This is a genomic window from Moraxella nasibovis, assembly GCF_029581575.1.
Classification (GTDB): Bacteria; Pseudomonadota; Gammaproteobacteria; order Pseudomonadales; family Moraxellaceae; genus Moraxella; species Moraxella nasibovis.
Map to the genome: position 1 here is coordinate 595,579 of NZ_CP089975.1, position 12,147 is coordinate 607,725.

Below are 12,147 nucleotides of genomic sequence, written 5' to 3' on the forward strand. Positions count from 1 at the left end.
ATTTTCAATTCCTTTACAATATTGACAAAATATTAGTTTTTGTTACTTAGGATAACATCATGAAAAAAATTACCGCATTAAGTGCTGCTGTGGCAATGCTTGCACTAACAGGCTGTATGGGTACAAAGCAAGTCAGCCAAAACATCTCAGATAAAGGCACTATTGCTGCTGAGGACATCTACTTTCCTAAGTTGGATGACGCATGGCAAAAAGACGGTCAATTCCCAAACCGTGAAAACCTGTCTAAGATCCGCCCAGGTATCGCCAAAGATGAGCTGTATCAGCTGATCGGTCGTCCGCATTTTAACGAATCAAACCGTGCTCGTGAGTGGGACTACATCATGAAGTTTTATAAGGCTGACGACAGCGTCAAAGTCTGCCAATATAAAGTCATTTTTGATGAGAAGTTCCGTGGTCAAGAGTTCTACTGGCTGCCAGCGGACTGTGCTGCTTATGCCAAGCCGCCAGCAGCTGGTCAGACCATCATTGTTAATCAGCCAGCACCAGTTGCACCAGCAGAGCCGATTGTCAAAGAGCGCATCAACCTAGAAGCTGATGCTCTGTTCAAGTTTGACAAGTGGAAGCTTGAAGACATGCTACCAGCAGGTCGTGCAAGATTGGATGAGTTGGCAGCTCAGCTACTTGCTTGGGAAGCTCGTGGTGAGTCTCGTGTACATCTGACAGGTCACACCGACCGCTACGGCGATGACATGTACAACATGAACCTGTCAATGCTGCGTGCTAACACTGTTCGTCAATACCTGATCTCAAAAGGCGTGACCGCAAGCACGCTGACCGCATCAGGCGCAGGCGAATCACAGCCGCTACCGCATGTGGTCTGCGACATCAATGCACCAAAATCTGTACAGATCGTGTGCTTGCAGCCAAACCGCCGTGTAGAAGTGGATGTGACGGTTTATGCTCGTGTTGCCGAAGGTGGCGTACAGCAAATCCAAATGAACCAAGATTACCAAAACTTCAATCAAGCTCAGTAATCGGTCAAATTGGATCTATTCACCAAAACAAACCGCTCATTTGATGAGCGGTTTGTTTTTTTGGAGGAGATTTGAAAAGAGTAGTGTTCTTAGGTGAACTCGGTATTTTTTAAGATGTCTTTAAAAAGTGCCTTTTGTTCAGGGCTTGGTTTGGCGGATTGTAAAGACATGACGGCACTCATGTCGCCATCGATACGGATTTTGCCCGTCATGAAGGCTTCGATGGCGATGTTGGTGTCGCCAGTTTTGATGATGTCGCCCAAGGTTTCTTGGTCGATTTTGATGGTGCTGACGGCATCATCGGCATGACCTTGGTGGATTTTACCGCCTTTTAGGTGGAGTAGGGTAGGGCTGTCTTGCTCGATGGTGGCGTTTACCACGAGATTGGCAAGTGCTGGCGGTAGGTTCAGTTCGCCTGCTGATTCGTTCAATTTGGCGACGGTGTCAAACCATGCTGGTGAGAGAAATAGGCTCATAAAATGTCCTTTGGTTGGTTAAAGATGGTTGGTTAAAAAAATCGAAAAAAACGGCGACGGCTAGATGATGACTTATGTCTTGTAAATGCCGAATTTGCTTGTATGGCGTCTTGTGTCCAAGTCATTATCTAGGTCAATATCTAAGTTGATATCTAATTCATTATAAAGCAATTTTGGCAAAAAGTCTGAATTTTCATGAGTGGTGTGATTCATCGGGCATGATGCGCCAAAAACAGGGCAAATTTCGCTCAAAACCTGCCGATATTTGCTCAAAAATTACATCAATGCCAAAAATCTTGCCAAAAATCTCAAAAATTTTTACAAAAGATAGCCTAAACTTACATTTGTGTTGTATAATAAAGGGTGAAAATTTTCAATAATCCCATACTGTGAGTATGGAATTGATTTAATTTGGGTGAATCAGACAGGTTCATCAAGACGCAAGCCAAGCCAATCATCGCTGAGCAAGCACGGACATTGTACACATTAAGTGGATTTTAATCGTCTTTGTTGTATTTTCCTTAAAAAAATTAAGGATTTTTTGCAGTTATTTGTTCAATATGGATGATATTTACGGCACTTTGCGTTAAAATATACAAATATAACTTAAAAAGCGTTGCATTATTGTTACTGCCATCTGTTACAGACACGCCGAGCGATGATGCCGCTACACAAAATCGGGCTGCACAGGAAAATATCCAATGAGTCTATCTAAAACAGCAGTAGTGCCGAATGTCGACCATGAGTATGAAATCACGATTGTGCGTTTCTTTACCATCATGGCGGTATTTTGGGGCATCGTTGGCATGACAGTGGGTGTGTTCATCGCATCTCAGCTAGCTTGGCCAGCGCTTAATTTTGATACTTCTTGGCTGTCTTTCGGACGACTAAGACCGCTTCACACGAATGCGGTGATTTTTGCGTTTGGGGGTTCAGCACTTTTTGCAACTTCTTATTACATCGTACAGCGTACTTGTAAGACTCGCCTATTTGCGCCGTATTTGGCGTGGTTCACCTTCTGGGGTTGGCAGGCGGTCATCGTCGCTGCGGTCATCACCTTGCCGCTAGGCTTTACTTCTGGCAAAGAATATGCCGAGCTAGAATGGCCGATCGACATCATGATTGCGCTGGTGTGGGTGTCTTATGCCATCGTATTCTTTGGTACGCTGATCAAGCGCCAGACCTCGCACATCTATGTGGCGAACTGGTTCTTTGCTGCGTTCATCATCACGATCGCACTACTTCACATCGTCAATAACCTAGCAATCCCTGTGGGTGCGTTTAAATCGTATTCACTGTTTGGTGGTGCGACTGATGCGATGGTGCAATGGTGGTACGGTCATAATGCCGTAGGTTTCTATCTGACCGCAGCATTCTTGGGTATGATGTATTATTTTATTCCTGTGCAAGTAGGTCGTCCGGTTTATTCATATCGTCTATCTATCGTTCACTTTTGGGCATTGATTGCGTCTTATATGTGGGCAGGTGGTCACCATCTACACTATTCAGCACTGCCTGACTGGACACAGTCTTTAGGCATGGTGTTCTCATTGATTCTATTTGCGCCATCTTGGGGTGGTATGATTAACGGTGTCTTGACGCTGTCTGGCAGCTGGGATAAGCTGCGTACTGACCCGATCATTCGTTTCTTGATTGTGGCATTGTCATTCTATGCGATGAGTACCTTTGAAGGTCCGATGCTGTCTATCAAGGCGGTGAACGCCATCAGCCACAACACCGACTGGACAGTAGGTCATGTTCACTCTGGTGCATTAGGCTGGGTGGGTATGATCACCATCGGTTCGATCTATGTGCTGCTGCCACGCATCTGGAACAAAGCTAAGATGTACTCCACCAATCTGATCACCGTGCATTTCTGGCTTGCGACCACAGGTACTGTCCTATACATCGTGGCACTTTGGATCTCTGGTATCACTCAGGGCATGATGTGGCGTGCCACCAACCCAGATGGTACTTTGGCATACGACTTCATTCAGACTGTCGTGGTCTCACACTGGCCGTTTGTGGTGCGTGCGCTCGGTGGTGCATTGTATGTGGCGGGTATGTTTGTGATGGCATACAACTGCTACAAGACCATCAAAATGCCAAGCGTGCCTGAGCACATCGCAGAGCCAGAAGAAGTGAATACTGGTCGTGATGAAGTGTTTGATAATGACACCGTCAAGGCTTAAGGGGGAGAGTCATGTCAAATATTACTCATGAAATCGTAGAAAAAAACACAGGTCTGTTGGTCATCTTTATCGTCATTGCGATCAGCTTTGCCACTTTGGTTGAGATTGTACCTTTGATTTTTGATGCCAATGACCCTGAAAATGGCGGCGTAAATAAGCCGCTGCCAAACATGCGTCCTTGGACAGCGTTAGAGCTTGAAGGTCGTGATATTTATATCCGTGAAGGCTGCCATGTGTGCCATACACAGATGGTACGCCCATTGCGTGCAGAAGTTGAGCGTTATGGACCATACAGCCGTGCTGCTGAGTCGGCTTGGGATCACCCATTCCTATGGGGTTCTAAGCGTACAGGTCCAGATCTTGCTCGTGTGGGTGGTCGTTATTCTGACCAGTGGCATGTAGATCACTTGATCGACCCACGCTCTGTTGTGCCTGATTCGGTGATGCCTGCTTATCCTTGGCTTGCCAAGAATGAAGTGAATGGTGTAAAAGTGCAACAAAAAATGCGCATCTTTAAAGAGCGTTTTGGCTTGCCTTATACCGAAGAAGACATTGCAGCAGCACCTGACCAAGTACAAGGTGCGACTGAGCTTGATGCGGTGGTTGCCTACCTGCAGCAGCTTGGTATTGCGATGCAAGGTCAGCGCTAATGAACTGGGGCGTTTTACATAGTATTGCGACGGTGGCGGCGTTCATCGCCTTCATCGGCATCGCATGGTGGGCATACTCACCAAAGAATAAAAAACGCTTTGAAGAAGATGCACAACTTGCGCTCGATGACAAGGATCTCTTGTCATTCAAAGAGCGCACTAAGGATACACAATGAGCTTTTTTTGGGGTTCTTGGATTACTGTCCTATCACTCGGCTGCTGGTTATTTATCTTCGGCGTGTTGGTGTGGACACTAAAATCAAAGCCTGTCTTGGAAGAAGATGAGACGACAGGTCACTCATACGACGGCATTCGAGAGTATGATAAGCCATTACCGAAGTGGTGGTTGGTGATTTTCTTTGGTACACTTATTTGGGGTTTGGGTTACTTCATTTTGTTCCCTGCCATTCAGCCGAATGCGTGGAAAGGCATCACTACGGTTGAGGTCGATGGTCAAAAAGTGCCTTGGACATCAGAGAATGAACTAAACAGCCAGCTACAAGCCAACAACAAAGTCTTCACTGAAAACTTTGAACAAGGCATTTTGGCAAACGCAGGTGCGAGCGAAGCGACTGCCGTGTTGGCAAAATTAAACGAACTGCAAGCGCAAAAGAAAGATCAGGCAGAGCCATCTAAGGAACTACAAGATCAGATTGATGCGCAAGTAGCGCTACTTGCCCCTTATGTTGATAAGTTATCGACTGATCCAGAAGCATTAAAAGTGGGTAACCGTCTGTTCCTACAAAACTGTGCGCTGTGCCACGGCTCAAATGCCAAGGGTGGCTTGGGTTATCCTGATTTGACGGATAATGATTGGCTGTTTGGCGGTGAGGCTGAAAATGTCCTACTGTCAATCCATAATGGTCGTGTTGGTGCGATGGCAGCATGGCAAAAGCAGCTGGGTGAATCTGGCGTGCGTGCAGCCGCAGAGTATGTGCTTGACATCTCGGGCAACCAAAACGGCTACGACTTAGACCAAGCGCAGGTCGCTCAGGGTAAAGCCATCTTTGAGCAAAACTGCGTGCTGTGCCACGGTCCTGATGCCAAAGGCTTGACCACCATGGGTGCGCCAAACTTGACCGATGACATTTGGCTGTTTGGTGGCGATCGTGAAGCCATTCGTACTACCATTCGTCATGGTCGTTCTGGTGTGATGCCAGAATGGCAAACCAAGCTGGGTAATGAGCGCATCATGCTACTAGCAGCTTATGTGCGTTCACTGTCACAAAACCCAACCGAATAACTCAGTCAAGTCTGATTATTTCAAAAAAGAGCCGAACTGTTCGGCTCTTTTTATTGACCTTCAACGACCGTATTTGACAATCCAGACGCCATCCTAAGTCCGCTATGCATAAACATCGTTACTTATGATGGTTGTGGTGTGGTTTAAAGTTATTGACGCATCAATTCATGGATGATGTATGCTGACTTGACAATGGATTTAAAGTGTTTTACAATCTGTCCAAATTCCATTCACCTGCGTTATAAATATCCAATTTAACGCCCTAATTCGATGTGGGAGGCATCATGCAACAATTTAATTTACATTTCGCCTTTACAGGTTTAAGCGTTTTTGCATGATGTTTCGCTGGTTCGGACAAAATGCAAAAATCAACATAGATTTAATTTTGTCCGAATGTCATAGATTAAAAAAGTATTTTTTTAGCCTAGCATTCGCTAGGTTTTTTATTGTCTGTATTTTGCCGATATGATGTCGATATTGTGGCAAAATGGATAATATTTTGCCATTCGGACAAATTCAAGAGATTGATTTTTATGGCAATACAACTGATTTTAAATGCCAAAGCTGAAGAGGCAAGCTATGGCGTTCCTGTGAAAATTTATACGCAAGATGTCGATGAAGAAAGCCTAGACCAACTGCGTAAAATGGCACAACTGAATTTTATTCACTCACATATTGCGGTGATGCCTGATGTACATTTGGGCAAAGGAGCAACGGTGGGCAGTGTGATTCCGACGAAAAATGCGATTATCCCGTCAGCGGTGGGCGTAGATATTGGGTGCGGAATGAATGCTGTTCGCCTAAGTTTAAAGGCGTATCAGCTGCCTGATAATTTATCTGCCTTGCGCAATGCGATAGAGCGTAAAGTGCCTGTCGGTTTTGAACAGCATAAGCAGGTCAAGGCAAAGGCATCGACTTTATCACCACTCGATAAACGCCTAAAACAAATTACCGATAAACATCCTGCTTTACGCCGAATGCTGCGTCAATTTGATGCCACTTGGCAAAAGCAGCTTGGCACATTGGGCGGTGGTAATCATTTTATTGAACTCTGTATCGATGAAAATGATGATGTTTGGGTGATGCTCCATTCAGGCAGTCGTGGTTTGGGCAATGTGATTGGCACTTATTTTATCGAGCGAGCGAAGAAAGAGGCGCAAAGTCGTTTTGGTCATGTGCCTGATAAAGATTTGTCCTATTTTGCCGAAGGTTCAGCCAATTTTGATGATTATGTCGAGGCGGTGGCGTGGGCTCAAGATTATGCCTATGAAAATCGCCGTGAAATGATGCGGTTGATTTTGGAGGCAATCCGCCCATTATTACCCAGTTTTCAGATGACCAAAGAGGCGATTAACTGTCATCATAATTATGTTGAAAAAGAACATCATTTTGGTGAAGATGTGTATGTGACTCGTAAAGGGGCAATCCGTGCAGGGCTTGATGAATATGGCATTATCCCCGGCTCGATGGGAGCAAAATCCTATATCGTGAAAGGTAAGGGCAATCCTGATAGTTTTTGTTCGTGTTCGCACGGGGCTGGACGAAAAATGAGCCGTTCTAAAGCCAAATTATTGTTTAATCAGCAAGATTTAATCGCTCAAACGCAAGGTATCGAATGTCGTAAAGACAAAGGCGTGGTCGATGAAATTCCATCTGCCTATAAAGATATTGATGAAGTGATGGCAAATCAAAGTGATTTAATTGAGGTGGTACATACGCTTAAACAAGTGATGTGTATTAAGGGGTGATTATGACCTATCCTTATTTTAATGAAAACGGCAAACGCCGAGCCAATCATAAAGAATGGGACGAGATAAGAGCGGAATTATCGCAATTAAAGGTTAAATTGCAATTAAATGATGATGAATTTCGCTTGTTGTCGCCTTATGATAATTGGCGTGAAATTCAAACTAAGATTTATCAAACCTTTTGTAAAAATAGCCTGTTACACAATTTACCAACAATTTGGCAAAATCTTGATGAGTGTTATTCTGTTGACTGTTTAACTGATAGACCAGAAATTTATTTAAATCGGTTGATTGATAATAATGAGAAAATTTGGTTTATTGCAACAAGTTTTGGTAATGGCAAACAATGGTTTTGTGAAGGTAAAATTTTAACCATTCAAAAAATTATTAATGAAATGTACTTTTTTGATGAAGTGTATTTTGTTTCTAAAAAATATCAATGGTTAATCGCCATAAATCATCATGATGTTTTAATTGGTACAGGTGATATTATTAACCCATTGAAATATTTAAACCTAAAATAGGAAAATGTATATGAAACTCAAACCCTTACCTAAAATTAAAGTGCGTAATCATGTCGCATTATCGCCTTTATTGCAAAAAGGCGGTGTATTTGAAACGCAAAAACCCAAAGCCGTGCATCGCCGTGAGCGCAGACAAAGTAAGCAGCAGCTTAATAAAACTGCATGGTTGTAGGAGTATTTTAAAATGTACTTCATTGAAATGACAGGAGAAAAGGGCGAGCGTGAATCGCTCTTTTTTGTTTTAGATGGGATCGCAAGCTGGCAATGGTGTCTGCAAGGCGGATGTTATCCTTGCAGACTTAGGTGTGCTTATCTTTGGTTTTGGGCGTAAATGGCGGCTTGTAGCCAAATGTTCGCCTGAATGTAATCATGTACTTTGATGGCTTGGGTTTGTGGTGTGCTGACGGCAGCGATGCGCACCACCAATGGGCTGGCATCAGGCTCACGCAAGATGACCACATCAAACAGCGTGATGTCTGTCTCAAAAAACTTCGTCTGGCTGATGCCCAGCACTTGACCTTGACACCACGCCTCATCTTCTTGACCAAAAGTTTCACCAAACAGATAAATGCAGCTGTGTCCAAAGTTGATCTCCACAGGAGCGAGTGCCTCGCCTTCTGGCAGATCGGTCGGCTGCCATGCTTGGATTTGTGCCTCGATGTCATCTGGTACTTGACCGCCATTGGCACTGACGATGTCATTAAACGCTCGGTGGTAGCGAATGGCAGCAGGATCATCCACTAAGATGGTCTCATTTTGATCGCTTGGCGTGATGTTGTACGCCCATGCGCTCAGATTGGCGTAGTAGGTTTTTGGGGTTTTGTATTCATGTCGATTGACCGCATAAAGCTGATCAAAAGCATAGATGATCGCTCCGTCTTTGCTTTTTAGGCGCAAGATGGCGTCCGAAGTCGCTTCACAGCGAATGATACGCTCGATGTGACACTCGACACCATAAGGGCTATCCACCGCAGGAAAGGCGTTAATGAATGCCTTGGGTGCGCCATTTTCAAGGCTTAAAATTTGCTTGATGTGGCAGGGCGAGTTGTGAGCGAGCAGAAGTTTGTTATCTGATGGGTGACTTTGTGTTAATCCGCTTGGCAAAGTGGCATCATCGAGCATGGCATGCAGCCATTCTGGCACATCATTGCTGATGTCTTGGGTTAAGATTGCCCAGTGGTCGCCATGACCTGCGTTTTTATCGCAGGGTAGGTCCACTTTGGCGGGTGGTACTTCGTGCTTGTAGGTGTAGCGCATTTCGTTCATGATACATTCTCAAAAAAATCTGCTACTTTAATAAGGGATTTTGTTCAAAAAATCAAGGCAGGGGTGCAAATTGGTCATAAATTTTCAATATTTTTGGTAAATTTCACAGTCAATTCATGCCAAAGTTGCCCAAATGGTGTAAACTATGGGGTTTGTGATTATGATTGAGTAAAACTTTATGTTTCGTCCCTTAGCCTTATTTATTGGGCTTAGATATACCAAAGCCGAGCGTAAAAACGGCTTTATTTCGTTCATTTCGCTCATCTCGATGATTGGGCTGACGCTTGGTGTGGCGGCGTTGATTACGGTGTTGTCCGTGATGAATGGCTTTGATCGTGAGATGAAAACTCGCATTCTGGGCATGATTCCGCAAGCGTCTGTCATGTCTTATGACATCATGCCAGACTGGCAAGGGCTGTCTGATAGCATTGCTGAGCAGGACAAGAATGTCTTGGCGACCGCCCCTTTTATCCAGCTACAAGGCATGCTGGCGGCAAATGGTCAGGTCTCTGGCGTGATGATCACAGGCATCGAGCCTGAATATGAAAAAAATGTCTCCATCGTTGATGAGTTTATCACCCAAGGCAGCTTAGATCAGCTAAAAGCGGGTGAATTTGGCATCGTGCTGGGCGAGAGCATGGCAATGAATATGGGCGTGGGCATGGGCGATAAGGTGACGCTTGTGCTGCCAGAGGCGTCGCCGTCGGTGGTGGGGGTGATCCCTAGATTTAAGCAGTTTACCTTGGTCGGCACTTTTAATATCAGTAAAGATGTCGATGGCATGATGGGCTTTGTCGCCATGCGTGATGCTGGCGTGATGCTAAGGCTGCCTGAGGGAGCGCAGGGCGTGCGAATGCTGACCAAAGACATATTCCAAGCGCCTGCCGCTGCCCAAAAGGCTGCAAGTCTTGATGATAATCTGTATCCGACCGACTGGACGATGACGCATGGCAATCTGTTCAATGCCGTCAAGATGGAAAAGTCGATCATCGGTCTATTATTGTTTCTCATCGTCGTCGTCGCTGCCTTTAATATCGTTTCTAGCCTCATCATGCTGGTGACCGACAAGAAATCTGACATCGCCATTTTAAAGACTTTTGGGGCATCGTCCAAGCTCATCATGCAGGTTTTCATCGTGCAAGGCATGATTATTGGTGTGATTGGGACGGTGGCAGGCACGATCTTGGGGCTGGCGCTCACCTTTACGGTGAATGACATCGTCACTTATATCGGGCAGCTGTTTGGCGTGTCGCTTTTGACATCGGGGGCGTATCCGGTGGACTTTTTGCCGACGCAGGTGAAGGCTGTGGATATTGCCATCATTGTGATTGCGTCATTTTTATTGAGTTTCTTTATGACGATTTATCCTGCGCTCAGAGCTTCTCGCATTCAGCCCGCCCAAGCGCTACGCTATGAATAAGGAGTGATGATGAGTATTATTTTGCAGGCAAAAAACATCACCAAAGTCTATGATGAAGGTAAAATTCGCACGCCAGTATTGGCAGGTCTGGACCTGACGATTCATGCTGGTGAGAGAGTCGCCATCGTTGGTAGCAGTGGCTCGGGTAAAAGTACGCTATTGCATCTTTTGGGTGGTCTGGACACGCCGACCACAGGCGAGGTGTGGCTGGGCGATCATTGCTTGACACAGCTTAATGAGACCGAGCGTGGCAAACTTCGTAATCAGCATTTAGGCTTTATTTATCAGTTTCATCATCTGTTGCCTGAATTTAGCGCCACCGAAAATGTCGCCATGCCACTGCTCATGCGTGCCGAAGTTTCTATCAGTGAGGCGACCCGCCGTGCCAATGAGCTGCTTGATCGGGTGGGGCTGTCGCACCGCATCCACCACAGACCCAGCGAGCTGTCTGGCGGTGAGCGTCAGCGTGTGGCGATTGCCAGAGCGTTGGTGACTCATCCTGCACTCATTTTGGCGGACGAGCCAACGGGTAATTTGGATGATGATAACGCTCGTGCGGTGTTTGAGCTGCTCTCAGAGCTGCAAGCCACTTCGGGCACGGCACTGCTGATGGTGACGCATGATAAGAACTTGGCGGCTCGTGCGGACAGAAAGCTTGAAATGCGTAGCGGACAGTGGGTCTGATTGATGCATAAAAAAACGCTGTGCTTGGCGTTTTTTTATGATTGCTGTCACGAGAAAAAATGGGTTGTCATGCCAAAAGCGACTTAAAAAGTAAAGTCTGGTTACCTTTCATCTTGAATGACTTGGGCTAATGCATGGGGCATCTTTGCCAGCGTGGATTTTTGTGTAGTGAGCTTCTTATGTTCCAAAAACTAGATTAAATGGAGAAATCTTCATCATGATTGTCTTGGCTTTGCTTATTTTCTCGCTGTTTATGACCTTTTTGCGTGTGAAAGCGTGGGGCGTTGGCATTGTAGCCAGCTCGTTTTTGCCAGCTATTGATGATGTGATACTGAAACACCAAGCGAAAAATCAGCCCTAAAAGCAGGCTTGTGACGATGCCAGAGACGCTAAGACCGATGACAAATGCCTTGATGGAAAAAAGATGGTGCGCAAAAGGATTGGTGCCGTGACCTGTGATCCATAGCGTAAAGTCGGATAAAATCACACCGATGGTACGAATGCCAATCAGTGGTTCACCAGTGATGAACGCGCCAACGCAATAAGCAAACCAAAACACAGGAATCGTCGTCAGTGGGTTGGTGATCCAAGTCAGGGCGACCGCCATCGGAATGTTTGCACGCAAAAGCAGTGCGCCGATGATGGCAAGCGGCATCTGTCCAGGCAATGGAAAAAAAGCACAAAGCACGCCGATATACACCGCACGAGTCAAAGAATCTCGGTGCATGTGCCATAGGCGTGGGTCAGCGATGAAAGGGGCGAACCATTTCATCACTCGACTTTCGTGTAGCTTTTCAGGCGTGGGTAGCCATTTTTTGAGTTTTTGCTTGGGCATGATGTCATTATGATGTTGTCACCGTGCAATTATACCAAAAAACTTCGCTTTTGGCTTTGATAATTTTGTTTGGCTTGTGTTTCATGTAAACCCATCAGGCGGTAAAGTCACCAC

Annotated in this window: 13 protein-coding genes; 10 read left to right on the forward strand and 3 right to left on the reverse strand. The window is 45.6% G+C overall.

From position 1 onward, the window contains the following. Positions 1–59 precede the first annotated feature (59 nt). Positions 60–995, forward strand: coding sequence for an OmpA family protein (locus tag LU290_RS02695; protein ID WP_277809027.1), 936 nt, complete (start codon positions 60–62; stop codon positions 993–995). An 89-nt stretch (positions 996–1,084) separates the two neighbouring features. Here the strand turns inward: LU290_RS02695 and LU290_RS02700 are convergent, their stop codons facing one another. Next, a complete protein-coding gene (locus LU290_RS02700) occupies positions 1,085–1,471 on the reverse strand; it encodes an SCP2 sterol-binding domain-containing protein (protein WP_277809028.1) in 387 nt (128 codons plus the stop codon). 701 nt (positions 1,472–2,172) lie between these two features. On the opposite strand from LU290_RS02700, the gene ccoN reads away from it, so the two are divergent. From ccoN to LU290_RS02735, 7 genes are all read left to right on the forward strand, one after another. After that, on the forward strand, positions 2,173–3,663 hold the full coding sequence (gene ccoN, locus LU290_RS02705) for a cytochrome-c oxidase, cbb3-type subunit I (protein ID WP_277809029.1): 1,491 nt from the start codon (positions 2,173–2,175) through the stop codon (positions 3,661–3,663). 11 nt (positions 3,664–3,674) lie between these two features. After that, positions 3,675–4,313 (forward strand): cytochrome-c oxidase, cbb3-type subunit II, encoded by a 639-nt coding sequence (gene ccoO / locus LU290_RS02710; protein ID WP_277809030.1) that lies wholly within the window; start codon positions 3,675–3,677, stop codon positions 4,311–4,313. After that, positions 4,313–4,489 (forward strand): cbb3-type cytochrome oxidase subunit 3, encoded by a 177-nt coding sequence (locus LU290_RS02715; protein ID WP_277809031.1) that lies wholly within the window; start codon positions 4,313–4,315, stop codon positions 4,487–4,489. The genes ccoO and LU290_RS02715 overlap by 1 nt, the downstream gene beginning before the upstream one ends. Next, positions 4,486–5,556, forward strand: a complete 1,071-nt coding sequence (gene ccoP, locus LU290_RS02720; RefSeq protein WP_277809032.1) for a cytochrome-c oxidase, cbb3-type subunit III — start codon at positions 4,486–4,488, stop codon at positions 5,554–5,556. Before LU290_RS02715 ends, ccoP begins: the two co-directional genes overlap by 4 nt. Positions 5,557–6,089: 533 nt before the next feature. Next, on the forward strand, positions 6,090–7,304 hold the full coding sequence (locus LU290_RS02725; RefSeq protein WP_277809033.1) for an RtcB family protein: 1,215 nt from the start codon (positions 6,090–6,092) through the stop codon (positions 7,302–7,304). 2 nt (positions 7,305–7,306) lie between these two features. Further along, positions 7,307–7,828 carry a DUF6756 family protein gene (locus tag LU290_RS02730; protein WP_277809034.1) on the forward strand — a complete coding sequence of 174 codons (522 nt, stop codon included), beginning with the start codon at positions 7,307–7,309 and terminating at the stop codon, positions 7,826–7,828. Positions 7,829–7,838: 10 nt separating this feature from the next. Then, positions 7,839–8,000, forward strand: a complete 162-nt coding sequence (locus LU290_RS02735) for a hypothetical protein (protein ID WP_277809035.1) — start codon at positions 7,839–7,841, stop codon at positions 7,998–8,000. 137 nt (positions 8,001–8,137) lie between these two features. Here the strand turns inward: LU290_RS02735 and LU290_RS02740 are convergent, their stop codons facing one another. Further along, positions 8,138–9,094, reverse strand: a complete 957-nt coding sequence (locus LU290_RS02740) for a hypothetical protein (RefSeq protein ID WP_277809036.1) — start codon at positions 9,092–9,094, stop codon at positions 8,138–8,140. A 178-nt stretch (positions 9,095–9,272) separates the two neighbouring features. Between LU290_RS02740 and LU290_RS02745 the strand changes: the two genes are divergently transcribed. Together LU290_RS02745 and lolD are read left to right on the forward strand one after the other, a co-directional pair. Further along, positions 9,273–10,514, forward strand: coding sequence for a lipoprotein-releasing ABC transporter permease subunit (locus LU290_RS02745; RefSeq protein WP_277809037.1), 1,242 nt, complete (start codon positions 9,273–9,275; stop codon positions 10,512–10,514). 9 nt (positions 10,515–10,523) lie between these two features. Beyond that, the gene (gene lolD, locus LU290_RS02750) at positions 10,524–11,198 is read left to right on the forward strand and encodes a lipoprotein-releasing ABC transporter ATP-binding protein LolD (protein ID WP_277809038.1); all 675 of its coding nucleotides are present in this window, start codon (positions 10,524–10,526) and stop codon (positions 11,196–11,198) included. A gap of 196 nt (positions 11,199–11,394) precedes the next feature. Here lolD and LU290_RS02755 read toward each other — a convergent pair whose 3' ends face one another. Continuing rightward, positions 11,395–12,033 (reverse strand): DUF2062 domain-containing protein, encoded by a 639-nt coding sequence (locus tag LU290_RS02755; protein ID WP_277809039.1) that lies wholly within the window; start codon positions 12,031–12,033, stop codon positions 11,395–11,397. Positions 12,034–12,147: the final 114 nt, after the last annotated feature.

Coding starts and splice junctions, on each gene's coding strand:
- LU290_RS02695 (WP_277809027.1), top strand. CDS start 60: ATGAAAAAAATTACCGCATTAAGTGCTGCTGTGGCAATGCTTGCACTA.
- LU290_RS02700 (WP_277809028.1), bottom strand. CDS start 1,471: ATGAGCCTATTTCTCTCACCAGCATGGTTTGACACCGTCGCCAAATTG.
- ccoN (WP_277809029.1), top strand. CDS start 2,173: ATGAGTCTATCTAAAACAGCAGTAGTGCCGAATGTCGACCATGAGTAT.
- ccoO (WP_277809030.1), top strand. CDS start 3,675: ATGTCAAATATTACTCATGAAATCGTAGAAAAAAACACAGGTCTGTTG.
- LU290_RS02715 (WP_277809031.1), top strand. CDS start 4,313: ATGAACTGGGGCGTTTTACATAGTATTGCGACGGTGGCGGCGTTCATC.
- ccoP (WP_277809032.1), top strand. CDS start 4,486: ATGAGCTTTTTTTGGGGTTCTTGGATTACTGTCCTATCACTCGGCTGC.
- LU290_RS02725 (WP_277809033.1), top strand. CDS start 6,090: ATGGCAATACAACTGATTTTAAATGCCAAAGCTGAAGAGGCAAGCTAT.
- LU290_RS02730 (WP_277809034.1), top strand. CDS start 7,307: ATGACCTATCCTTATTTTAATGAAAACGGCAAACGCCGAGCCAATCAT.
- LU290_RS02735 (WP_277809035.1), top strand. CDS start 7,839: ATGAAACTCAAACCCTTACCTAAAATTAAAGTGCGTAATCATGTCGCA.
- LU290_RS02740 (WP_277809036.1), bottom strand. CDS start 9,094: ATGAACGAAATGCGCTACACCTACAAGCACGAAGTACCACCCGCCAAA.
- LU290_RS02745 (WP_277809037.1), top strand. CDS start 9,273: ATGTTTCGTCCCTTAGCCTTATTTATTGGGCTTAGATATACCAAAGCC.
- lolD (WP_277809038.1), top strand. CDS start 10,524: ATGAGTATTATTTTGCAGGCAAAAAACATCACCAAAGTCTATGATGAA.
- LU290_RS02755 (WP_277809039.1), bottom strand. CDS start 12,033: ATGCCCAAGCAAAAACTCAAAAAATGGCTACCCACGCCTGAAAAGCTA.